The 21,684-nt window shown below is 68.9% G+C and carries 28 protein-coding genes, 2 tRNA genes and 1 pseudogene; 5 read left to right on the top strand and 26 right to left on the bottom strand.

Annotated features, from left to right (window positions below):
* Window positions 1–2: 2 nt before the first annotated feature.
* From ACYVK3_RS16315 to ACYVK3_RS16430, 24 genes are all read right to left on the bottom strand, one after another.
* Entirely contained in the window at window positions 3–827 is an 825-nt protein-coding gene (locus ACYVK3_RS16315; protein WP_460498397.1) for a DNA adenine methylase, read from the bottom strand.
* Window positions 824–1,075, bottom strand: coding sequence for a hypothetical protein (locus ACYVK3_RS16320; RefSeq protein WP_460498398.1), 252 nt, complete (start codon window positions 1,073–1,075; stop codon window positions 824–826). Before ACYVK3_RS16320 ends, ACYVK3_RS16315 begins: the two co-directional genes overlap by 4 nt.
* The gene (locus ACYVK3_RS16325; RefSeq protein WP_460498399.1) at window positions 1,065–1,445 is read right to left on the bottom strand and encodes a hypothetical protein; all 381 of its coding nucleotides are present in this window, start codon (window positions 1,443–1,445) and stop codon (window positions 1,065–1,067) included. The genes ACYVK3_RS16320 and ACYVK3_RS16325 overlap by 11 nt, the downstream gene beginning before the upstream one ends.
* The gene (locus tag ACYVK3_RS16330; RefSeq protein ID WP_460498400.1) at window positions 1,435–2,592 is read right to left on the bottom strand and encodes a WDGH domain-containing protein; all 1,158 of its coding nucleotides are present in this window, start codon (window positions 2,590–2,592) and stop codon (window positions 1,435–1,437) included. The genes ACYVK3_RS16325 and ACYVK3_RS16330 overlap by 11 nt, the downstream gene beginning before the upstream one ends.
* Window positions 2,592–2,858 (bottom strand): hypothetical protein, encoded by a 267-nt coding sequence (locus tag ACYVK3_RS16335; RefSeq protein WP_460498401.1) that lies wholly within the window; start codon window positions 2,856–2,858, stop codon window positions 2,592–2,594. The genes ACYVK3_RS16330 and ACYVK3_RS16335 overlap by 1 nt, the downstream gene beginning before the upstream one ends.
* Window positions 2,858–3,046 (bottom strand): hypothetical protein, encoded by a 189-nt coding sequence (locus tag ACYVK3_RS16340; protein ID WP_460498402.1) that lies wholly within the window; start codon window positions 3,044–3,046, stop codon window positions 2,858–2,860. The genes ACYVK3_RS16335 and ACYVK3_RS16340 overlap by 1 nt, the downstream gene beginning before the upstream one ends.
* Window positions 3,043–3,726, bottom strand: a complete 684-nt coding sequence (locus ACYVK3_RS16345) for a P-loop NTPase family protein (protein ID WP_460498404.1) — start codon at window positions 3,724–3,726, stop codon at window positions 3,043–3,045. The genes ACYVK3_RS16340 and ACYVK3_RS16345 overlap by 4 nt, the downstream gene beginning before the upstream one ends.
* Entirely contained in the window at window positions 3,723–4,763 is a 1,041-nt protein-coding gene (locus tag ACYVK3_RS16350; protein ID WP_460498405.1) for a hypothetical protein, read from the bottom strand. Before ACYVK3_RS16350 ends, ACYVK3_RS16345 begins: the two co-directional genes overlap by 4 nt.
* On the bottom strand, window positions 4,763–5,077 hold the full coding sequence (locus ACYVK3_RS16355) for a RusA family crossover junction endodeoxyribonuclease (protein ID WP_460498406.1): 315 nt from the start codon (window positions 5,075–5,077) through the stop codon (window positions 4,763–4,765). The genes ACYVK3_RS16350 and ACYVK3_RS16355 overlap by 1 nt, the downstream gene beginning before the upstream one ends.
* Before the next feature lie 186 nt (window positions 5,078–5,263).
* On the bottom strand, window positions 5,264–5,497 hold the full coding sequence (locus ACYVK3_RS16360; protein WP_460498407.1) for a hypothetical protein: 234 nt from the start codon (window positions 5,495–5,497) through the stop codon (window positions 5,264–5,266).
* The gene (locus ACYVK3_RS16365) at window positions 5,494–5,928 is read right to left on the bottom strand and encodes a DUF4326 domain-containing protein (protein WP_460498408.1); all 435 of its coding nucleotides are present in this window, start codon (window positions 5,926–5,928) and stop codon (window positions 5,494–5,496) included. Before ACYVK3_RS16365 ends, ACYVK3_RS16360 begins: the two co-directional genes overlap by 4 nt.
* A complete protein-coding gene (locus ACYVK3_RS16370; RefSeq protein ID WP_460498409.1) occupies window positions 5,921–6,352 on the bottom strand; it encodes a WhiB family transcriptional regulator in 432 nt (143 codons plus the stop codon). The genes ACYVK3_RS16365 and ACYVK3_RS16370 overlap by 8 nt, the downstream gene beginning before the upstream one ends.
* The gene (locus tag ACYVK3_RS16375; protein ID WP_460498410.1) at window positions 6,349–6,813 is read right to left on the bottom strand and encodes a hypothetical protein; all 465 of its coding nucleotides are present in this window, start codon (window positions 6,811–6,813) and stop codon (window positions 6,349–6,351) included. Before ACYVK3_RS16375 ends, ACYVK3_RS16370 begins: the two co-directional genes overlap by 4 nt.
* A complete protein-coding gene (locus ACYVK3_RS16380) occupies window positions 6,810–7,358 on the bottom strand; it encodes a hypothetical protein (protein WP_460498411.1) in 549 nt (182 codons plus the stop codon). The genes ACYVK3_RS16375 and ACYVK3_RS16380 overlap by 4 nt, the downstream gene beginning before the upstream one ends.
* A gap of 2 nt (window positions 7,359–7,360) precedes the next feature.
* On the bottom strand, window positions 7,361–7,789 hold the full coding sequence (locus ACYVK3_RS16385) for a hypothetical protein (RefSeq protein WP_460498412.1): 429 nt from the start codon (window positions 7,787–7,789) through the stop codon (window positions 7,361–7,363).
* A 2-nt stretch (window positions 7,790–7,791) separates the two neighbouring features.
* Window positions 7,792–8,430 (bottom strand): hypothetical protein, encoded by a 639-nt coding sequence (locus ACYVK3_RS16390; protein WP_460498413.1) that lies wholly within the window; start codon window positions 8,428–8,430, stop codon window positions 7,792–7,794.
* Between the two features lie 57 nt (window positions 8,431–8,487).
* Complete coding sequence (locus ACYVK3_RS16395; RefSeq protein ID WP_460498414.1) at window positions 8,488–8,733, bottom strand: hypothetical protein; 246 nt, start codon at window positions 8,731–8,733, stop codon at window positions 8,488–8,490.
* Complete coding sequence (locus ACYVK3_RS16400; RefSeq protein ID WP_460498415.1) at window positions 8,730–8,966, bottom strand: hypothetical protein; 237 nt, start codon at window positions 8,964–8,966, stop codon at window positions 8,730–8,732. The genes ACYVK3_RS16395 and ACYVK3_RS16400 overlap by 4 nt, the downstream gene beginning before the upstream one ends.
* Window positions 8,948–9,364 (bottom strand): hypothetical protein, encoded by a 417-nt coding sequence (locus tag ACYVK3_RS16405; protein ID WP_460498416.1) that lies wholly within the window; start codon window positions 9,362–9,364, stop codon window positions 8,948–8,950. The genes ACYVK3_RS16400 and ACYVK3_RS16405 overlap by 19 nt, the downstream gene beginning before the upstream one ends.
* On the bottom strand, window positions 9,361–9,714 hold the full coding sequence (locus tag ACYVK3_RS16410) for a hypothetical protein (protein ID WP_460498417.1): 354 nt from the start codon (window positions 9,712–9,714) through the stop codon (window positions 9,361–9,363). The genes ACYVK3_RS16405 and ACYVK3_RS16410 overlap by 4 nt, the downstream gene beginning before the upstream one ends.
* Entirely contained in the window at window positions 9,711–9,941 is a 231-nt protein-coding gene (locus tag ACYVK3_RS16415) for a hypothetical protein (protein ID WP_460498418.1), read from the bottom strand. The genes ACYVK3_RS16410 and ACYVK3_RS16415 overlap by 4 nt, the downstream gene beginning before the upstream one ends.
* Window positions 9,938–11,227: a hypothetical protein gene (locus ACYVK3_RS16420; RefSeq protein ID WP_460498419.1), complete on the bottom strand. Its 1,290-nt coding sequence runs from the start codon at window positions 11,225–11,227 to the stop codon at window positions 9,938–9,940. The genes ACYVK3_RS16415 and ACYVK3_RS16420 overlap by 4 nt, the downstream gene beginning before the upstream one ends.
* A 78-nt stretch (window positions 11,228–11,305) precedes the next feature.
* Window positions 11,306–11,379 (bottom strand) — tRNA-Met (locus ACYVK3_RS16425).
* Window positions 11,380–11,469: 90 nt separating this feature from the next.
* Window positions 11,470–11,805 (bottom strand): helix-turn-helix domain-containing protein, encoded by a 336-nt coding sequence (locus ACYVK3_RS16430; protein WP_460498420.1) that lies wholly within the window; start codon window positions 11,803–11,805, stop codon window positions 11,470–11,472.
* A 282-nt stretch (window positions 11,806–12,087) separates the two neighbouring features.
* On the opposite strand from ACYVK3_RS16430, the gene ACYVK3_RS16435 reads away from it, so the two are divergent.
* From ACYVK3_RS16435 to ACYVK3_RS16445, 3 genes are all read left to right on the top strand, one after another.
* Window positions 12,088–12,630 (top strand): hypothetical protein, encoded by a 543-nt coding sequence (locus ACYVK3_RS16435; protein WP_460498421.1) that lies wholly within the window; start codon window positions 12,088–12,090, stop codon window positions 12,628–12,630.
* 170 nt (window positions 12,631–12,800) lie between these two features.
* On the top strand, window positions 12,801–13,388 hold the full coding sequence (locus ACYVK3_RS16440) for a hypothetical protein (RefSeq protein WP_460498422.1): 588 nt from the start codon (window positions 12,801–12,803) through the stop codon (window positions 13,386–13,388).
* A complete protein-coding gene (locus ACYVK3_RS16445; RefSeq protein ID WP_460498423.1) occupies window positions 13,388–14,875 on the top strand; it encodes a tyrosine-type recombinase/integrase in 1,488 nt (495 codons plus the stop codon). Before ACYVK3_RS16440 ends, ACYVK3_RS16445 begins: the two co-directional genes overlap by 1 nt.
* 87 nt (window positions 14,876–14,962) lie before the next feature.
* On the opposite strand, the gene ACYVK3_RS16450 is transcribed toward ACYVK3_RS16445, so the two are convergent.
* A tRNA-Arg gene (locus ACYVK3_RS16450) sits at window positions 14,963–15,038 on the bottom strand.
* A gap of 164 nt (window positions 15,039–15,202) precedes the next feature.
* Between ACYVK3_RS16450 and ACYVK3_RS16455 the strand changes: the two are divergent.
* Together ACYVK3_RS16455 and ACYVK3_RS16460 are read left to right on the top strand one after the other, a co-directional pair.
* Window positions 15,203–16,015, top strand: a pseudogene (locus ACYVK3_RS16455) (TrmH family RNA methyltransferase); the annotation flags it as partial.
* 779 nt (window positions 16,016–16,794) lie between these two features.
* Complete coding sequence (locus ACYVK3_RS16460; protein ID WP_460498424.1) at window positions 16,795–17,931, top strand: winged helix DNA-binding domain-containing protein; 1,137 nt, start codon at window positions 16,795–16,797, stop codon at window positions 17,929–17,931.
* A gap of 72 nt (window positions 17,932–18,003) precedes the next feature.
* On the opposite strand, the gene ACYVK3_RS16465 is transcribed toward ACYVK3_RS16460, so the two are convergent.
* Window positions 18,004–21,444 carry an FG-GAP repeat domain-containing protein gene (locus tag ACYVK3_RS16465; protein WP_460498425.1) on the bottom strand — a complete coding sequence of 1,147 codons (3,441 nt, stop codon included), beginning with the start codon at window positions 21,442–21,444 and terminating at the stop codon, window positions 18,004–18,006.
* Window positions 21,445–21,684 lie beyond the last annotated feature (240 nt).

Raw genomic sequence — 21,684 nt, forward strand, 5'->3', positions numbered from 1 at the left:
CCTTAGTGGGTTGCGATATGGAAGAGGGCGTCCTGCTGAGCGACGGACCGGTTGCACCACAGGACCTCGGTGCGCTGCTTCCAAGTGCCGGACTGGCCGGTGCCGGTGGCGATTTCGATGCGGTCCCAGTCGGCATAGAGCCGGTCATACAGCTCGGACGGGTAGCCAGAGAGGACGACGGAGGCGGCGCAGTCGTGAAGGGCATCGGCGAGCGCTTCGTGGTCGGCATCGGTCTGCATCTCGTGCTTGTAGCCGCGGGCCCGGGTGGAGCCGAGGTAGGGCGGGTCGACGTACAGCAGGACGCCGGCGTGGACGCCGTACTTGGTGATGACGTCGAGCGCGGGCAGGTTCTCGAGGCTTACGCCCTGCATGCGGCGGACGGCACCGGGGAGGCGATCGCGGTAGGCCTCGAGGTATGCGGGCATGCCGAAGGTGGAGCCGGCCGGGTTGACGTAGTGGCGCCAGCCGGACGGGCGCATGGTGCCGGTGCGGGTCTGGGTGAGCAGGACCCAGACGCGGCGGGCGTCCTCGAGCTCGTCGGCGGCGATCTCGCGGGCCGCGGTGAGCTCGGCTCGGCCATGCGGGGTCAGTTCGATCGCGTGGGCGAGCTCGTCGGGGCGGTCTCGCAGGATGCGCCAGAACGCCATGAGCCGCCGGTCGAGGTCGTTGACGGTCTCCATGCGGCTGCGCGGCTTGGCGAGCAGCACCGCGCAGGACCCGCAGTACGGCTCGACGTAGTGCTCATGCGGCGGCAGAACAGCGACAATCTGCTCGGCGATCGTCATCTTGCCGCCGTAGTAGGCGATCGGGGGGCGCGCGGCGATCACTGGCCCTCCTCGATGGTTGCGATGCCGGTGCCGCGGCAAGCGCCGCAGTCCACGTCGTAGACGCCGTAGCCGTAGATGCGGACGTGGGCGGTGCCGGTGCCGTCGCAGCGGTCGCAGGCGGCGAGGCCGAGCGCGGTGACGATCTCGGTGGCGATCCCGGCCACGAGCTCGCGGCGGCCGTTGTGCCAGTCGGAGCGTTCGAGGATGCGCGCGACGGTGAGCGCGGGCCCGGTCAGCTCAGTGCTCATCGGGGGCCCCGTCCTGTCGTGCCTGCGCGATGATCGCGTCAGTGTCGAGTCCGAGCTGGCGGCCGCGGGCGACGTCTCGCGCCAGCTCGGTGTCGTTGCCGTGGACGACATCGAAATGGATGTGGTTGCTCACGAGGTACTGCGCCGTGCAGTAGTCGCCGAAGATCAGGTGCTCTCCTCGCGCTGCCCCGTGGATCGTGTCCTCGCCGGGCACGGCGCCGTGGTTCATCTCCAGCAGGTGCCCGTTGGGCTCGGTGGTGCCGCAGCGGGGGCAGGTGGCCGGCTGCGCTGAGAGCCGGTCGTGCTCCTGCTGTGCGTCGTACTCGCCGAACAGATCGGGCTGGACGGGTGTGGTGGTGTCAGCGCTCATCGTGGGCCTCCTGGGCGGGCGGCGGCATCGTGGTGGCATTCCAGCGCTGCTCGGCGCGCCCTCGGCAGGAGCTGCACTTGCCGCAGCCGGTGCATGCCGTGACGCGGTCGAGCGCGGCGCGCAGCCGGTCGGCGGCTTCGGCGGGCGTGTGCCCGTCCCAGTCGGGTGGCAGCGCTTCAGGCACGTTGAAGAGGTCCCAATGCTCGGTCCGGTAGTGGTTGGAGACCTGGCCGGTCGGCAGCTCGGCGACCACAACGAACCAGCCGCCGCCGAAGCACGGCTCGCCGTCGGCGTGCCGCCAGGACTTGCAGACCGGGATTCCGGCGCGGAGCCAGCCGTGGGCGGCGTGCGCGTTGTAGAGCATCCGGTAGTCGTAGAGCTCGCGGTGCGTGTGGTGGCCGTCCGAGGCCTCGCCGGCGGCGACAGCGGCGGCCAGCGCATCCCGGTCGGCCTCCACAAGGCGCGCGGTCTCCTGGAGCGATCGGTACAGGCGCGAGCCTTCGGCCTTCGTCTCGGCCAGCTCGGCGCGGGCGGCGTCGCACGCCTTGGAGAGCCGCTCGGCTTTGTCCTTCTCCTCTTGGTAACGCGTACCAAGCTGGCGGACGGCGGCGAGGCCGTTCAGCCCGTGTGCCGTGCCGGTCTGGATGACGGTCCCGTTGATGCTGTCGAGCTCGGCGCGGAGGCCGTCGCGGGCGGCTTTGGCGCGTCCCAGCTCCGTCTTCACCTCCTCATAGGCCTGCGCGTTGTCGTTCGCGAGGCGGACCGCTCGGTCCCGGCCCTGCTCGGTCTCGGCCAGCTTGGCGGTCAGGGCGTCACGCTCGCGCTTGTACCGCCGTGACGTGGTCGCGACAGCCTGCCACCGGGCGCGGTACCGATCTACCGACTCATGCTGGCGACAGCTCCCACAATGAGAGGACCGGTCGAGCTGGATCCGTTCGAGTTGCAGCTCGGCACTCTCGGCCGTGATCGCCGCAAACGCCTCGGTTAGCTCGCGGGTCTCGGCGCGGAGCCGGTCGACCTCGGCGAGGAGGCGCTTCGCGATCATGCGGCCTTTCGCGACAGCCTCCGGAGAAGCGGGCACCTCGCCATTCGCGAAGGCGCGGGCCTCGTCCAGCTTGGCGTCGGTCATCGGCTTGTCAGCGGACATCAGGAGGTCTCCTTCGTGGTGGGCTCGGTGAGGATGCGGGTCATGGCGACGGAGGCGAGCGCGACGAGCTGGGCGTGACTGATGTGGGATGCCGCCAGCTGGTGCGCCGCGGCCCCGTAGATCTCGCTGGGGAGCGGCGCCGGCCCGGTGATGCTCTGGAGGTTCGCTCGGACTTGGTCGATCGCAGTGTCGAGAGCTTGACGGGCTTGCGCGTACTCCCGGTCTATCGCGGCGAGGACATGCGGCGGAGGCATGGGGCGGCTCATCAGCCCTCCCTCGGAGTGGTCTTGGCTTGGATGGGTCCGAGGACTTCGCCGGCGCAGGTCTCGCAGAGGTGGAGGCGGGCGTAGGTGTGAGTGGCCATGGTGATGGGGCCGTGGCATTCGATCGTGTAGGAGACGGCGGCTGGCGCGATGGTCTTGCCGCAGTCGTCGCAGACGGTCTTGGTGCTCACTGGTTGGTTCCTTTCTTGGGGGTGCGGCGTCGGTCATCGCCGACGAGGGCGACGAGGTGGCCAGCGGCGGCCTCGGCGAGGCGGGAGGCGATGCGGTCGCCGAGGACTTCGGAGAACCGCGCTGGCGTGACGTTGGTGGTGATGATCGAGGGCGCGTCGGTCTCGTATCGGTGGTTGATGAGCCGGTAGGTCTGCTCTTCGGCCCATTCGGTGAGCTTCGCGGCGCCGAGGTCGTCCAGCATGACCACATCGGCGGTGCGCCAACGCGCCATGACGGCTTCGGTGTCGTGCTTGTCGCGGGGCCGGAGCGAGGCGTAGAAGTCGCTCGCGGTGCCGACTTCGAAGCGGAGTGCGCGGCCGGACTCGGCGGCGAGGCGGAGCGCGCCGAGGCCCTGGTGGGTTTTGCCGGTGCCGACCGAGCCGGCGAGGATGAGCGACCGCTCGGGTGCGGTTGTCGGGGTCCACTGGCGGGCCCAGGCGAGGACGGCGGGGTGGTCGGCGGTGGCGTACCGGAAGTGGGACGGGAACCGCTGGTCGCATTCGAGACGGCCGACGGCGGCGTGCCAGCGGGCGATGGCGTCCTTGTCGCCGTCGACTTTGGCGTCGGTCAGACAGTAGCCGCAGCCGACTGCGGGTGAGCCGCGGTGAATGTCGCATTTGGCGGTGTCGTCGCTGGTCATTTGATGTCCTCGAAGTAGGCGTTGGGGTCGGCTGGGTCGCGGTAGGGCGTGTGGCCGCCGGCGGGGGCGCGCTGGTTGCCGCGTTTGAGCCGCAGTTGGTCGAACTGCTGCCGGAACTTCGGGATGCTCTCGATGTTCGGCGACCAGAACGAGTCGTTCTGGCACCAGTCGAGGAGGTCGAGGGCGTCGTCGAGGTCGCGTTCGTCGAGGTCGAGCATCCTGCGGGCCTCGGTGCGCCAGTCCTGGGTGATGGTCGGGCGTTTGCAGCCGAGCCGTACCCGGTGGGCGACGAGCGCCTGGCACAGCTGGTCGACGTCGGGCCGCGGCGCCTGGTCGGCTTTGGGGACCTTGGGCTTCTTCGACGGCTTCGGCGTCTCGGTCTCGGCGGTCTCCTGGTCGTCGACGTCGCCGGAGGCGATGTCGGGACGAGAAGAGGTTGAACCTTGAGTTCTACGGTCAGGAAGGTCTTCCCCTACCCCTACCCCCACCCCCGAGCCCTCCGGGATGGGTTCGCCGAACCCTTCCGGGAACCCCTCGCGAACCCTTCCGGGAACCCCTCGCGAAGGGCTCGTCATACCCTTCGCGAGGTCTTCGGCCATGCCGTCGAGAACCCCTCTCGACTTCTCAGGCATGGCCTCGGCGAAGGCCTCGCGGACCCATTTCACGACCGCGGCGAGCGCGGCACGGATCCGCTCCGATGCGATCTCGCCGATGCTCCTGCGAGCCGAGCGGAGGATGTTCGGCTGCTTGATGACGTTGTCGTCGACGAGGTGCCGGTGCAGCAGCAGCTCGGCGAAGTCCTCATCGACGGTCACGAACTCGGCAGCCTCCAGGCCGCGCAACGCAGTCTTCAACTGGTCGACGCTCACGCCGTACGCCGTGGCCCAGCGGCCCGGCCGGTAGGCCATGAGGCCGTTGTGGGCGACGTCTGGCTGCGTCTCGAGCATCTGATAGATCGCCTTCTCAAAGGGGGCCAGCGCGAGCCATTCGGGGTCTTTCCAGCGGCTCGTTGGTGTCCGGGCTTCGGTACGTGCCATCAGGCCTCCTCGATGCGGTAGACGGTGACCTCGGTGCGCGGGCCAGCGCCGCCGGGGAGGCGGCGGATGCGGAGCTCGTCGACCTGGTTGTCATCGGTCCAGGCGACGCCGAAGCGACCGCCGTTCGGGTAGCGCCCGCGCTCGTCTCGGTTCTTCATGGCGGCCGTCTTGAATGCCCAACCGATCGCTTCCTCGGCGTCGAGGGTCTGCTGGGGCGTGTACGTGCCGTTCGCAGTGACGCGCGGCCGCTGCTTCGGTTGGGCGACGTCGACCTTGAACTGTGCGGCGATCGGCCGGTGGAATGCATCAGGCACGAGTTACCGCCTTGTGGCCGATGTGCCAGGCCGGGCAGACCGGGCACCGGTACGCGCACCAGGCCGACAGTTTTTCGCCGCAGCGGAGCGCCTGCCGTCGAGCGCCCTGCTTGGCGCGCTTCCGGTTCGGGTAGGGCTTCTTGTCCTTGTGAGCTCGTTCGGCGAGCCACTCCGTGTACGGCTTCGTCACGGCTGGTCACTCCCGCCCTTGGGGCAGCAGATGCCGAGCTCGTCGTAGTAGTCGTCGAGGTCTTCGCAGACGACGCAGCTGAGTCCCTCACCCCATTCGGCGCCGGCGAGGTCGGTGCCGCACAGGGCGGTGTCCTCGTCGTGTTCGCACACGATGTGCATGAGGTCGTCGTCTGCCTCGCTCTCCCGCTCGGCGACCGCGGCGGCCAGAGCTTGAGTCGGCTCGTTCACTGCGGTCCACCGCCGTTCGCGAGTTCGAGCAGGACGTCGGCGTGGCACGCCTGGTCAAGCGGGCACCAGCACATGAGGTCCCGGCCGGCCAGTTCGGCGCGAGCCTGGTCGGCGGTGAACGCCGCCGAGCCCCATTCGATGTCCTGCTGGAACAGCTCGACTGCGTGGGAGACCGCCTCTCGGCGCTGCCCCTCGCTCGAAGGCGTGGAGGTTGGGTCGAGAACGATGCCCATGGGCGATGCCTCGCCCCGCGCGACGGCGTGGTCAATGTGGTGCTGCACGCCGTTGTCGTCGACCACGTCCCAGTGGCCGCAGCAGTCGCAGCGGTAGACACGGAACGGGTTGCCCCACTTCGACCCGCGGCCGACGTAGATCGCGCCTGCAGGCATCCGCCAGCCTTTGACGCGCTTGCGCTGGATTCGCTTAGGCACTGGCCACCGCCGTCGATCGTTCGAAGCGGCGCTGCTCGGTGCGCTCCTTGCCGCGGGCGACGTGGCATTTGAGGCATTCCCGGCGGCCGTCCGGCCGGACGTAGAAGCTGGAGTCATCGGCGAGCGGGTGCCGGTTGGCGCAGAACCGCTTGTGGGGCGCGCGGACGCCGCGCCAGCGGCGCTCGGCGCGGCGTTCGCGTTCGCTCATGCCGCCCCAGACGCCTCGCAGGCTGGTGTCGCCCAGCGCGTACTCGAGGCATCGCCGCTTGACGGGGCAGACGGCGCAGATCGCTTTCGCGGCCCGCACGGTCTGGCCCGGCACGGGGAAGAACACGTCGGGGTTGATGCGCGGGTCCGTGCAGCGGGCGTCGGCGAACCAGTCCGGGCTGTCGAGGCTCTCCAGGAAGTCGGTCGGGTTGCTCACGCTGGCCTCCTCCCGGAGAACACTGGGCCCGCCGGCGCCGGGCCGGGGGCGGGGCGGCGGCGGCCGTGCCCGTCGAGCAGCCACGCGCGGGCCGCGACCGTCCCCGTCAGCGCGGCCTTCGGCTGGTTGATGCCCGTGGCCACGTACACGGGCACGAAGGTCGGGTCCTCGGAGCGCCACACCACCAGGCCGCGGGCGCGGGCGGTGCGCCGGATCTCGGGGGCGGTGGAGTCGAGCAGGTCCGCGCACAGGATGCAGGCCGAGATCAGGTTGGCCGGGCCCCACAGGTCGCGGGCGTCGGCGGGGTCCGCGACCGGGTTCTCGGGGATGCGGCGGTGGAGCGTCCACCGCTCGTCCACAGGCCCCCACAGGGCGTTGCCGCACGGGACGCACGAGAAGTCGTCGCGCTCGACGATGTCCTGCAGGAGCTGCTCGGGGAGGTGCTGCACACCGTTGGTCACGTGGCGTCCTTTCCAGTTGTTGCCGCAGCGGCGGCGATGGTGTTGTCTCGGTTCGGGCGCAGGATCAGGTCGACGCTGGTGCAGCCGCACTCGGCGCCGTTGTGCCAGCGGCCGGCGTAGTCGGAGTGGTTCCAAGGGGAGATGACGACCTCAGCGATCCCGACCTCTTTGAGAAGGTCGAGGAACCGCTCGGCCTGGGCGCCGGGCATGCCGACCCAGGAGGCGCAGAAGTCGCCCCAGGTCTCCCAGGTGTGTTGGCCGGCGGCGATGGCCTCGGCGAGGTCGCACAGCCGCGTCCACAGGGCCCCGAGCGTCAGGTCGCCGAAGTCGACGGCGAGCGGCACGGGGCGGAGCGCGTCCAGCCACCACAGCGGCACCCGCTCCTCGTCGAGCTTGACGCCCGCCGCCCGCACGTTGTGGAAGTTGATGACGGCGGCGTGGTTGCACTCGCAGTACGTCCGCCCGAAGGCGAAGGTGAGGATGTGGTCGCCGTCGTCGTCGCACGTGGGTAGCGGCGGCGCGGACGCGGGGATCGTGTCGGTCATGGCTATCCGTTCGTCTCGGCGATCTGGAGTGCGGCCAGGGCGTCCCGGATGGCTGCGTGCGCGGTCTGCTCGGCGCCGAGAGCGCGTTGGCGGTGGTGACGGCGCTCCTCGACTAGCTGCGATTTCGGCTCGAACGCGCCCGATTTCTCGCCAGCGCGGTAGGCATCCTGCATCAGGCGCTGCCGGGCCTGCTCGTAGGCGGCGCCGGAGAGGTCGCCGAATGCGGAGCCGAGGCGCTGCCGCTCCTCGGCCGTGCAGCCGCGCTCGTCGGCGGCGGCAAGGATCGCCTCGCATTCGGTGTCGATGCGGCGGTCCAGGATGCGGCGGAAACGATCGGAGCCGGTGGCGTCGATCGCGGCGAACGCGGCGGCGCGGGCGGAGTACAGGTGGTGGAGGCGGCGCAGCCGCTCCGGGATCGTCGGCTCGGCCATGGCTACGCCCCCGCCTTGGCGGCGTCGTACTGGGCGATGCCCCACACGATCGCGTGACAGCACCAGAGGTATTGCCAGTCCCAATCGGACAGGTCCCATTCCCAGGTGAGGTCGCCGACGACGACGGTGTGCCGCTCCAGTTCGTTCAGGAGGTCGCGGGCGTTGTCCTCGTAGCCGAGGTCGGCGAGCTCCTCGTGCTCGGCGATGACGGTGCGGGCCTTGTCGACGTCCTCGGTCTGCACGGGGTACTCGCACTCGTAGTCGGCCAGCGCCTCCTCGAGCCGGGCACGGAAGACCTGCTCGCTGTACGCCTTGGCGCTGCGACCGGCGTCGGAGAGCTTCTCAGCCCAGTACTGCGGGTTGATGCTGCCGTCGGCGCGGCGGAAGAACTCGAACATGTCGTCGATGCGGGAGAACACGTAGGTGCCGCAGTCGCCATTGATGACCAGAATGCCGGGCCAGGTGACCAGGTCGAACCAGTAGAGGCCCGTGCCCGGCTTGCGGAACCGGAGGTGCCGGTACATGCCGTCGTCGAGGGCGATGGTCAACTCGTGGTCGGAGGTCTCGCGCGCGAACCGCTCGGCCATCTCTTGGACGCGGTCCTTCGGCTTGGTCGCCGTGCCGCTGGTTTCGGTCGTCATGTCGTGCCTTTCGGGTGGTGGCGGGCCCGGCCTGGGGACGGGGCCCGCCGAAGGTGGCTAGTGGTCGGGCCAGAGGGCGGCGGTGATCTCGTCGAAGTGCCGGTCGAGGTCGCCGAGGTCCGAGGCGGTCGCGCCGTGGACCTCGCGATCGCGGCGGGCCGAGTTGGTGTCGATGCCGGGGGCGGCGAAGTCCATCGCGCGCATGCCCTTGAGCTGGTCGACGGCGGCTTGCTCCTCGGCAGTCAGCTCGATCGGCTCGGGCTCGTCACGGCGGTCCCAATTGGGCAGCCAGAACGGTTTCACGGTTGCCTCACTCCTCGCAGGTTCTCGGGGTCATCGACGGTGTTGGTGGCCTCGGGCCAGTGCCCGGTGAGCCGGTAGATCCGGCGCGTCGCCAGCGCGAGGCGCTGCTGCACGGACTTGAGGTCGCGGGCGGCGTCGGCCAGGCGCGGCTGGAGGATCACCAGCACGACGCCAGCACCGATCCCGCCTCCGGCGAGGAGGGCGAGCAGGTGCGTCAGTACGAGGCCGGCCATGACCGCTCACCTCCCGCCCGTGCGAACTGGCCGGTGACCGACCACATCCGCTCCCCGGCGGAGGCCGCGCGGAACAGCGGCTCGGGGCGCATCGGCGGCGTCGGCGGCGCCCAGGCGTCCATCGGCTCAGGGAACGTGACGGTCGTGGCGCGGCGGCTCTGCCCGCGTCGCTCGCAGCGGGCATCCGACTCGTCCCCGGCGGCGGACTCGGCGCGCCACCAGCAGGCCAGCGCGACCGCGCCAGCGCCGACGGCGACGGCGATGCCCGCCAGGACGAGTGAGGCGATGGTGGAGGCACCGAGCGTGTCCAGCTGGGCGGCGGCCAGCGCGCAGAATGTGGAGAAGCCGACGAGGATGACGGTCATGGCCGCGAACAGGCGGTGGTCGTGGTCGGTCATCGCTGCTCACCGCCCGTCGCCCAGTCGTTGAACGCCTTCGCGGTTTCCTTGTCGCGCTTCGCGCGGTTGGCTTCGGCGACGTTCGCGTCGAGCTGCTGGAGCGCGGCGATCGCGCCGTGGATGCGCTCGCGGGTGCCGTCGGTGTCGTTGGTGGCGGCGAGTTCGCGGATCCGGGTGGTGTGCTGGTCGAGCGTGTCCAGGAGCGCGGCGCGGTCGGCGTCGTGCGAGGTCTCGGCGAGTTGCGCCGGCGCCGCGGCGCGGACGATCCGCAGCTCGGTGGTGTCCTCCTCGACCAGGTCGGGTCCGACGACGAAGCCGCGGCCTTCGTAGCGGTACGGGTCCGTGCTCATGTGGTCACCGCCGTTCCGGGGCCGCGGAGGTGCTCGCCGCACTTGCGGCCAGCACCGGCCAGGGGGAGCATGAGGTTCATGCCTTCGTCGGCGGCGAGGAGCTCCCAGCGGTGGATCTCGCACGCCCAGGCGTCACCGAGGGAGACCGTGGCGGTCTCGTCGCAGTCGGCCATGTCGGCGATATCGACCGTGTAGGTCGGGGCTCCGGACAGATTCAGAACGTTCACAGCTGCACCGCCGTCCAGGGCATGCTGTCGAGGGCGAGCTGGCCTCCGGCGAGCTGGCTGCGGTGTCCGCAGGTGGTGGAGGGGACGATGCCGGGCGGGGTGTCGAGCTGGACGACCGCGAACCCTTCGGCTTCGAGAACGACCCGCTCGGAGTCGGCGTGCCTCCGGGAGGCGAACGCGGTGAGCACGCGCCCGTCGGCGTGGACGCCGCGCAGCGCCACCTCGGCCGGCTCGGAGCACCGCACGGGCTCGTCGTGGTCGGTCGAGTCCTCGCCCTTGATCGCGTGGACCAGCGCGACGACGTACTGGTCGAGCGTGGTGTGCTGCTCGAGCGGCAGTAGCATGACCGAGGGCGAGTCACCGTCGTCGACCAGGACCATGCCGTCGACGGCGGTGACGTCGACGTCGGGCTCGCCGGAGGCGACGAGCGCGATCCCGACTTGGTAGGTCAGGCGCGTCAGCACCGCGTGTGCGATGGTTGGGTCGTCGTGGTCGACGTTGTAGGTCACCGTGGTCGCGTCGTCGGGGGCGCATCGGGTCGAGCACCAGGCGCGGTCGACCGCGACGGGGTTGATGCAGGCGTCCGCGGCGCAGAGGATGTAGCCGAGGCCTTTGCCGCGGACGATGCCCGCGATGCACTTGGCGTAGGTTCCGATGTCGCCGAAAGCGCTGAGCGTCGGGAGGTGCCGGGCATCGCCGGTGTCCACGCGCACCTTGGCGGACGGGTCGTGCTCGTCGCCGTTCATGGTGACGGTCGCGTCGGGGTCGTCGACGTCGTGGAGGTACACGTGCAGGTCTTCGGCGGTGAGCGCGTCGTAGATGCGCTGGAGCCGCGGGCCGTTGTCGTGGCGGACGAGGTAGGCGACCTCGAGCTTGCGACCTTCGATGGAGGCCGGCTCCTCGATGGGCAGCTCGTCGTGGTCGGCATTCGCGCCGGTGGCCTCGTCGGAGTCCTCCCAGAGGATCGCCTTGTACTCGGCCCGAACGCCGAGGGAGCTGCCCCAGATGCGTGTCACCTGGTGGCGGTCGTCCGAGTGCAACACGTCGACGCCGAGCCGAGTCGCGATCGCCTGGAGCTCGGCCAGCGCGTCCTCACGGTCGGCGAAGTCGCGGACGCGGAGGTTGTACTGGATAGCCGCGTACGTGTACTCGTCCATCGGGAGTGCGCCGTCGGCGATGGCGTCGGCCATGTCCCTCAAGCGCTCGGCGAGCTTCGCGCGGTCGGCGGCGCTCGTCTCAACGCGTTGCTGCTGGTCTTCCCAGCCGGTAGTCTGTTCCGTGGTCATCAGGACTGCCTTTCTCGCTATGTGTCCTGGAGATCGGCCCCGAGCCGGGTTCAGCGGCCGGGGCATTTCTCTTTTCCGTGGCGACGACCGGATTTGAACCGGTGACCTCCGGCCAATGAGGCCGGCGAGCTGCCGAGCTGCTCTACGTCGCGCCGAGGGGGTTATTGCCGGGGCCCGCCCGCCCCCCTCGCGGGCGGGCCCCGGTGCGGCGCCGTGTGGGATGGCGCCGCCTGGTAAGGCCTCTACGTCACGCTCGCCGGCGCGACGGTGATCTCGTCGAGCCACGCCTCGATGTCGATGCGGCGGTAGCGGATGCGGCCGCCGCGTCCGGGAGTCGATTTCGTGTACTGCGGCCCGGTGCCCAGGGAGCGCCAGTTCGCGAGCGTCTTCCTCGGGATCCCGTATTCGGCCTCGAACTCGGCAGCCGTCAGCAGCGGTTTGGCGCTCCCCGACTGGTTCGGCGGCCGCGGGTTGGGGCGCGGTTTGGGCGGCGGCGTAGCCCCGCCCGGCCGGTCGCCGTCGTGGGCGGCCCGACTCGCTCTCGTGCGAGTCGAGGAAGCCAGTTCACTCGCGTTCATGCGAGTCAGCCCAACTCGCACTCGCGCGACTCGCAATAGCGCGAGTTCCTGATCGTACTTTCAGTGTCCCGAGCTGACCGAAAGTATGAGTACACTCGCGTCAATGCGACATACTATGAAGAAATGCTTCCCAGAGTTTCCCGCCGTAACCTGCGGAACCTCGAGTTCCTTGCGGCCCGCACCGTGCATCCCCCGCCGACCAGGCCACCAAGATACTCGCACTCGCGCGACAAAATCAGCACCTACCAGGCACGACGTCAACCGTGGGCCTACATTGAGAGGATGTCGCGGTCGCGAGACGAGGAGCCTGAAATCGAGCCTGGGGGAGCGGACGCCAGCCCGGAAGATCGGGAACGCACACGCCGGAACGACTGGATCAAGTGGCTGCTTGGCGCCGTCGACCACGCGAAAGCACGGCTCGGGTACTCGACCGTGACCGACTTGATCGATGCGTCGCCGATCCACCAGAGCACCTACTTCAGATGGGCCGATCCCGGTCCGAAAGGGGCGTACCCGAAGCCCGGCACGCTGAATGAGTTCTGCGACTTCCTCGACGTGGATCCTGCCGTCCCGTGGAGTGTGCTCGGGTTCGGCCGCCCGTCGCCGGCGCCTATCCGCGCGATGAGCGAGCAGGAGATCCGCGCCGAGCTGCGGGACGCTGACCGCATCCTCAAGAACGAGCACGTCCGATCCGACGAGGTCGACGTGTACCTCAGCCTGATTCGCGCGCTCACCGCCGAGTTGCGGCTCAAGATCGAGCAGCGTGAACGCGAGCAGCAGGAGCAACAAGAAGGCACCGGCGGCCAGGGCGCAGCATCCGCCTGAACCTGTCCCAACGAGTGACCATTATCACTTCCGGCACCGAAAGTCACGTCGGTTGATCGGACGAATATTCAGATCCGATCAGTCCCTAAACCGAGAGCTACGGGCCGGATACGGTTTTGTGATGGGTGGGACCATACGGATTGTCAGCACAACGACACAGGTGAGCCCTCATGATCGACTTTCCGACCATCGGAACCAACCTCGAGTCCTCTGAACTCTCTGAACTCTCTGACCGGGAACGCCGCCGCATCGCCGCTCGGATTGGACTAGGCATCGCCGTAGCCGCCCTTGCCCTGGCGGCCCTCGGCATGTACGTCGCCCACCGCCCCGACGCAGGCGGCGTTCTCCTCGCCCTCGCCATCATCTGCGCGGGGATCGCCATTGCCTGGACTCAGCGGTGCAGCTCGCGCCACGAGCATCACCACCTCGAACTCCAGCACCTCGCACTGCTCGAGGCCGCCCGCGACATCCAGGCCAGTGTCGACGCCGAGCGCGTCCAGCACCAGCAGATCCTGGGGCAAGTCGCCGAGCTCATCGAGAGCGCTCTCAGCGACTTCGCGTCCAAAGTCGAAGACCGCCAGCGCGACGAGCAGGTGCGGCGAGCCCGGGCGCTCATCGCCGAGAACCTCGATGAGATGCCCTCGCCGACCCCGCCGCCCGTGCAGCTGTACTCGATGTCGTCGCCGACGCCCGCCGGCGGAATCCGCAAACCGACTCGGGTGCCGCGTCACCTGCCCCGCAATGGCGAGGCGGACTAATGGACAAGCGAGTCTGGATCGCTGACCGCAGCAAGCACCAGTCCTACAAGGACGCGGTCAAGAAGGCGAAGGTGTCGAAGCGGACACCGCCGGGTCGCTGGCGGGTCCACTGGATCGACCCGGATGGCAAGGAGCGCAATAAGACCTTCCAAGTTCTGGGCGATGCCGCTGGCGGCCGCGTCGACACTGCGAACGGGTTCAAGCGCAAACTGGAGCGCGAACTCAACGGCGACATGGGTTCGATCTACATCGACCCGAACGCCGGAGACACGCCGTTCGGTGTGCTCATCGACTCGTGGCAGGCATCGTGCGACGAGGTCAAGCGGTCGTCGCTCCAGAAGTATGACCAGGTGATCAAGACGCATATACGACCGAGATGGGCCCCTGTTCCGGTCCGGCTGATGTCCGCGATGGTCATCGCGCCGTGGCTCGCGCGCTTGAAGAAGGGCGGCGGCGAGACCACCATAGAGGCCGAGAAGCTCGGCGCCTCCCAGAAGCGCATGGTGTTCACGGTGATGAACGCGATCCTGGACTGGGCGACACCGGAGTTCCTGCCGTCGAACCCCATGCGGGACCGCAAGAAGATCAAGCGGCCGAAGCCGAAGCGCATCCACGACCACTGCTACCTCGATTACCTCGAGGTCGAAGCGCTCGCCGATGCCGCCGACGGCCTCGTCGGCGCCTACGGCCGCCTCAAGGCCGGCGCCGAAGCGGGCGTCAACGGCACGCTCATCCGTACACTCGCCTACACCGGGATGCGCCCCGGCGAGGCGCTGGCAATGCGGGTCGGCCTGGTCGACCGCGATGCGCGGCGGCCGACGCTGGCCGTGCGGCGGACGCTCATCGAGGACGGGTCCACAGCGGAGATCTACGAGGACGTCCCGAAGGACCACGAGGCCCGCACCGTGCCGCTCCCGCTGTCGCTGCTGCCCGACATCGAGCGGCTGTGCGCGGGCAAGGGCGACGACGACTACCTGTTCGCGATCAAGGGTGGCCCGGTCCGGCTGCGGAACTGGCGGCCGCGTGAGTTCTACGCCGCTCGCGACGCGATCGGTCTCCCCGCCGGGCTCACGCCGCACAAGCTCCGCCACACTGCGGCGAGCCTGGCGATCCGCGCGAAGGCCACGCCGCTGTCGGTGCAGAAGCTGTTGGGGCATGCCAGTGCGTCGGAGACGCTGAACACGTACGCCCACCTGTGGGACTCGGAGATCTGGGCGGTCGCCGAGACCCTCGACCGGGAGCGCCAGCGCGCGCTGGTGACGATGTCGGCGATGGAGGAACTCGCGGCGGTTGTGGCCGATCTCGCCGGCCAGCTCGCCGACGTCCGCTCGCGGCTGGAGCGGCTGGAGTCATACGAGGGGAGCGAGGCGCTGCACCGGGAGCTCGAGCAGCTCGAGTCCGGGCGGGGCGCGATCGACGAGTTCCTGCGTGACGTTGTATCCAATGTGGACATTGGGCGCGAGGCGGTACTCGCCGGGGCCGGGTAGGCGTCCGTTCCCGTCCGTTCTGGATCCGTTCTGCGGGGATGGGAAAAGGTCAGGGCCGGGATTGCTCCCGGCCCTGACCTTTATGTTTGGCGCGCCCCGAGGGATTCGAACCCCCAACCTTCTGATCCGTAGTCAGATGCTCTATCCGTTGAGCTAGGGGCGCATGCCCGGCCCGTATGACCAGGCCGCGCACCAGCTTACCCGGACCCCGGTTCGGCCTGCAAGCGGGTACGGGGTTGTGCGCTAGGTCATGGGCGGTCGCTCCAGGGGTGCGAGGAGGGCCGCTTCGTAGAATGGGCGTTCGGCGTTACGAGGGGAACGGGACATATGGGCAAGCAGTTGCGGGTGACCACCAAGAACGCGCGCTACCAGCAGTGGGAGGCGCTGCTCACCAACCGGAAGAAGCGCAACCAGCTCGGTGCGTTCCTCGTGCAGGGCGTGCGCCCCATCGACCTGGCGCTGGAGCACGGGTGGGAGTTCCAGGAGGTGCTCTACGACGCCGACCGGCGGCTGTCCGATTGGGCCGAGCGGGTCCTCGAGACCTGCGGCGGTGACGGCTACGCCGTGTCGCGCGAACTCATGGCCGAGCTCGGCGAGAAGGACGCCGACGCACCGGAGCTGCTGGCCGTGGTCTCGCTGCCGGACACGACGTTGGATCAGGTCAAGGCCGGGCCGGATTTCCTGGGGATCGTCTTCGACCGGCCGGGCAGCCCTGGGAATCTGGGCTCGCTGATTCGGTCCGCCGATGCCTTCGGGGCGCATGTCCTCGTCACGAGCGGCCACGGCGCCGACCCGTTCGATCCCCGGGCCGTGCGGGCCTCCACCGGCTCGCTGTTCTCGACCCGCGTCGCCCACGTCGACCGGCCCCAGGACGTCACCGCCTGGCTCGCCCATCAGGCCGGCGGTCCGGTCCGCATGGTCGGCACCGACGAAGACGCCGCGTCGGACCTCGCCGACTTCGACTTGACGCTCCCCACGCTGCTGGTCATCGGCCGCGAGGCCGACGGCATGTCGCGCGCCTGGAAAGAGACGGTGGACGTCACCGTGCGCATCCCCATCGGCGGCGGCGCCTCGTCGCTCAACGCCGCGGCGGCCGGCTCGATCGCCCTCTACGAGGCCACCAGGCAGCGCCGGTTAGCAGTTGTCCAGCACCGTGCGGGCCATTGCCCGCCACGCCAGCGGCAATGCCTCGGCCCGCTCGGTCGGGGGCGCCTCCGCCGCCGCCCACACGGCCGCCTCCGCCTCCAGCACCTCGTCACCGAGCAGATAACGCTCGACGAATTCCTTGCGGTGCTCGCGCCCTGGGAAGAAGTGCCCGCTCGCGGCGAACAACGCCACGTACGCCCGGTGCAGCCCGCACGTGAGCGCCTCGGCCAGCTCCCACGGGTCTTCGGCGTCGCCCAGGCGCTTCGCGATCTCGTCGGCCTCTTTCTCCAGGGCGGCCCTGGAGGCGTCGGCGAGTGCCTGTGGGAATTCGGTCACATCCACCCGAGCCCGCGACCCCAGCTCCGAGTCGTCGGCCAGCAGCGTGCCGTCGGCGAACAGGCCGATCACGCGCAGTGCTTCATCGCCCGGGTGCTGCCAGCCCTCTCCGAGCATGAGCTGGTCCATAAAGCCCTCGAATTCGGCGACGGTCAGATGCACCGCCTCGTTGTTGACCTCGTCGGGGACCGCCTCGCCCTCCCACACGCACACCAGGTGGGCGTCGTCGCCGAAGCCCGATAGCGCTGGTCCGTGCGCGTACGCGAAGGCCAACCGGTCATCGTCGTTCATTTCGGCGAGCACGTCGGTCGACAGTCTGAGGACCGATTGGGGAAGCGACATGCCAATAAGTGTGGCCGTTCTTTGCAACATTTGTCCACCGGAGCCGAGCGTTTCTGCGGAGGCCTCATGTCGCCTGGCGTGTATAGCATGTGCGGATGGAGCCATCCACCAGCCGCACCCGCGACCCCAAGCCCGGAGCAGTAGCCGCCTGGCGTGCCCACGCCCAACGGCTGTGGGGTGAGCGGCACTCCACGCCGCTGGACGCGTTCGCGCACCTCGGGGCCGTCCAATCACAGGAGATCGCCGCCTACAAGCTCACCCCGGCGATGCGCACCGTCTCCTCCGACCCCGCCGTGCCCTATGCCCCGCTCAAGGCGGTCGACGCCTTGATCGAGGACGGCACGGTGCTGCGCACCCACGTCCTCCGAACGACCTGGCACACCGTGCCCGCCGTCGACCTGCGCATGATGCTCGCCGCCACCGCCGACCGGGTCCTCCAGGTCCACGCCTCGATGGCGCGCACGCTGGGCCTCGACGAGGCCACACTGGTGCGCTGCGACGAGATCCTCGCCGACGCCACCGGCGGGGGACGCCACCTGACGCGCGAGGAGGCCTCCGAGGCGCTGGCCGAGGCCGGGATCAGCGACCCGACCGGGCAGCGTCTCATTCACCTCCTCATGCACGCCGAGTTGACCGAGGCGATCTGCTCGGGCTCCCCGAAGGGCAAGAAGCAGACTTACGCCAATTTCGACGAGCGCGTCCCGGCCGGCGCGATCGACCGCGAGACCGCTATCCGCGAATTGGCCCGGCGTTTCTACACCTCGCGGGGCCCGGCGACGCTCAAGGACTTCACGCGGTGGTCGAGCCTCAAGGTCGCCGACGCGAAGGCGGCGATCGCCGACCTCGGCCTCAAGTCGATCGACCTGGGCGGGCGCACCTGCTACTTCGAGGCCGAGCCGCCCGAGCCGCGCGAGAGCGGCCCGGTGGTGGACTTCGTGCAGGGCTTCGACGAGATGCTGTGCTCCTACACCGACACCAAGGACTGGGTGCTGCACCACACGCTGCCGCTCGCGAAGGCCGGTGAGCGGCCGCGCTTCAACTCGGTGATCCTGCTGGACGGCCAGCTCATCGGCCATTGGAAGGCGACGGTGAAGTCGGACAGGGTCGTCATCGAGTCCTACCGTCACCGCGGCTTCACGGCCGCCGAGATCGCCGCGATGCGCCGCGGCGCCGACCGTCTCCGGGCCTGGTACGGCCGCGACGAGATGGAGCTCGGCCTCGACCACGCCTGATTCTGAGCGACGACGAGACGTAGCGGGCCGCGATCGTTCCTTCGGTCGCGGCCCGCTTTGTTGTTGCTTGGTTCAGGCGATGATGTCCATGGAGTTCCAGTCGTGGCCGATGTGTTCGCGGCCTTGGGTGCGTCCGGCGCCGTTGCCGAGGTAGAGGTAGAGGTTGCCGTCGGTTTGGCGTCGGGCGATCCAGTCGGTGTGGCCGTCGCTGTTGAAGTCGCCGATGCCGGTGACTTGGTCGTAGTTGTTCCAGCCGCAGCCGATTTGGACTCGTGAGTCGAAGGTGGTGTCGCCGTGGCCGGCGTAGTAGAACATGCAGCCGTCGGAGGCTCTGACGGCGATCAGGTCGGCGTTGCCGTCGGCGTTGAGGTCGCCGACGGCGGTGAGCTCGCGCATGGCGTTCCAGCCCGAGCCGATCTGGATTCTGGATTCGAGGTAGCCGTCGCCGGTGCCCGGGTAGAGCCAGAGGTAGCCGGTGGACTTGTGTACGGCGATGACGTCGTTGATGCCGTCGCCGTTGTAGTCGTGACCGCTGACGATGGTGCTCATCGAACTCCAGGTACCCCAAGCGATCCTAGTCCCGGAGTAGCCTCCGTTGCCGTCGCCGAGGTAGACGTACATCCGGGTCGAATCCGCATCGCGCGCGAGAACATCGGAGGCGCCGTCGCCGTTGAAGTCCCCGGCCGTCTCGATCAGATCCACCGACTCCCAGCTCGAACCCCAGCTCTCACGCGGCTCGAGGCTTCCGTCTCCGTTCCCGGGGTACAGGAAGAGGGTTCCGTCCGAGGCTCTCCGGGCGAGGATGTCCGAAGCGTCGTCGTTGTCGAAGTCGTAGGTGCGGTCGTCTCGCGGCGAAGGGAGTCGGTCGCCCTCCCACCCATCACCGACGAGACGGCTGCCGAGCACCAGGTCACCGTTTGAGTCGAAGGAGTGGAGGCTGAGCTCTCCCGTCTGCGGGTCAAGCGCCGCCACGTCGGGGTAGCCGTCGCCGTCGAGGTCTCCGGCCGCAGCGATCTCGCTGTATCTCCTCGAGGAGGAGCTGTCGGACAAGGAGGCGGGGAGGGTGACCCTTTCGTCGAAGTCGCGATCCCCGTCACCGAGGCAGAAGAAGTACTCCCCGGTCCGGGCGTCTCTCGCCAGCAGGTCGAAGAAACCGTCGAAGTTCACGTCGCCGACAGTGGTCAACGTGTCCACCGCGCCCCATCCTGAACCGAATACGCGGCCTTCCTCGAAGGTGCCGTCGCTGTTTCCCCTGTACAGGTAGAGAGTGCCGTAGCCCTCCTCGATCGCGAGGAGGTCGAGGTGGCCGTCTCCGTCGAAGTCGCCGTCGGCGGTGAAGGTCCGCATGGACTCCCCTCCGCTGTCGATCTGGAGGCGGCTCTGGAATCCTCCGGTGCCGTCACCGGGATAGGTGTAGAGCAAGCCGTCGCGCCGGTTCTTCGCCACCACGTCCGGGATGTCGTCGCCGGTCACGTCCCCGGCGAGGGTGATGTCCATCTTGCCCCAGCCGGTCCCGAGCACCTCCGGGCTCGCGAAGGTGCCGTCGCCCCGCCCCGCATGGAATACGAGGCGCCCGTCGGACCTGCGGATCGTGTACAGGTCTTCGTGGCCGTCGCTGTCATAGTCTCCCTGCGAGGTCCATACCGTCCCGAATCGGTCCGTCTGGTTGCCCGCCTCGTCGGTGACGAGGACGTTGAACCAGTCGGAGCCTCCGCCAGCCACGGCATCGAACGAGGCGGTGGTGCCATCGGTCAGCGAAGCGTACTGGCGGTCCGGGCACACGCTACCGATGCACCGCACCTGCAGGGTCCCCGATCCGCTGGGGAAGCCGTCGTCCGCGACCGAGACCTCGAGGTTGTAGGAGTCGCCTTCGAAGATCGGGCTCGGGCTCACGGAGATGTCGACGATCTCGGGGTCGGCGGAGTCTTTGACGATCGAGCAGGCGTCCGGCTCATAGCCGCTGTCGGACTCGGCAGAGGCGAACTCGTACTGGATCAGATACCGGCCGTCGCCGAGCGCATCGGACCCTGAAAGCCGGTAGATCGGGTTGTCTCCGCGAAGAACCTCGCGCTCCTCGGTGGTGAACAGCGTTGCTCCCGTCGCGGCGTCGGAGAACGTCGCGGTCCAGGTGTATGGGATCTCGGCGGTCGCCGGAGGCCATGTCTCGAACCGGAAGCCTCCGTATTCGAGCGACGTCGAATTGGTGTAGTCGGGGTGATCGGGACTCCACCCGCATAGCTCGGGGGCATCGAAGTCGACACCGTAGGGGTCGAAGTACACGTCGAGTCTGCCCGAGCCGCCGCGGAAGCGGGCGGTGTCGGCGCTTTCGGTCATGCCGAACGTGAGGTCGTTCTGGAGACCGCCGCCGGACCATTCGCCGCCGACGATGTCGCTGACGTCGTACACCGCGCTGCCGTCCAGGCAGGCCCCGGCGACCGAGGCGCCGGTCGCGGTGGGCAGCGCGGACCAGACGGTGTCGGGTTCGTATCCGTCTGTCAAGTGCAGTTCGGGTGCCGCACACGTCGCGCCGTCTGCGGCGTCGACTTTGAACTCGGCCTCGACGACCCGCAGCTCAGTTTCGATCCCGTCTGGCACCACGTAGCGCGGGAGGTCCGGACCTGGGAGCTTCCAGTAGGTTGCGGCGGCGGTCTCAGGGCAGTCGGGCGCGACCACGGCGTCGCAATAGGTGCCCACGACCGCGTCGGCCCCTTCGCCCGCGACCTCGAAGTAGGCCGACTCCATGCCGGCTTGACCACGGTAGAGCGCCAGATCGGGTGCGGCGGAGGTGACCGACCCCCAGTGTCCGATCATCGGGTCGAGGTAGGTCCACTGCGTCGAGAGCGTCAGTGGGAAGGCGGCGGTGTCGAGCACCTCGGCGGGAGTGTCCACGCTGAGCGAACCGGCCTCATCGAGCGCGAGACCCACCGGGCTGATCGCGCCCTCGGCGTCCCGCACGGTGAAGGGCGTCGTCCTCACCGGAATCCACAGGGGGTCCGCGGTCTTGCCGTTGTACCTGAGGGCTCCGTCGAGGGCCCGGAGCGTTCCGCTGCCGCCCTGCGCCGTCAGACCTGAGGTCAGGGCATCCCACGCTTCGGGGTCCTCTGCGGTGAACGCGAGTCCCGCGGAAGAGATGTCGAGGTCGACCCTGAGATCGAGGCCGGCGGTGAGGTCGTCGTATACGGCTGTGGCGCCGGAATAGCTCGGTACGGGGGCCTCACCGGTCCAGTCAAGCGTCACGCCCGCGACGTCGATCAGCGGGACGTCCTCGCCGGTGTGGCGGAGCCTGAATTCCCATTTCGTCGCGGACTGCACGAGACGTCCGTCCCGTTCCGCGATGGTCGCGTCGAAAGCTCCGTCGTTCCGATGCTGTCCGGTGCCGCCCACTGCACTGACGACGTGGAGGAGTCCATCGGGAGTCGCGGTGACCGTCAGGTGGGGCCAAGAGCGGATGTCGATGCGGACTTCACGCTCGCAAGCCGAAGCGATCTCGAAGGCCTGGTCGGTGGGTGCCATCGGATTGTCGTCTAGAGAGACGCAGTCGACGTCGTCCTGTGCAGCGGCGGTTCCGGGCGTCGTCAGTAGGGTGGCACTGACCGCGCTGATGGTGATCGCGGCGATTCCGGACGCGATCGAGCGGCCGCGTCTTGTTCGGGGTGCGTTCTTCAATTGAGGTACCTCGGGGGTATTCGGGACAAGGCGCTGTCCATTCTAGGCGAACTTCAGCCGTACCGGGACCCCCGTGGCCGAAGTGAG

The organism is Glycomyces tarimensis (genome assembly GCF_054776215.1).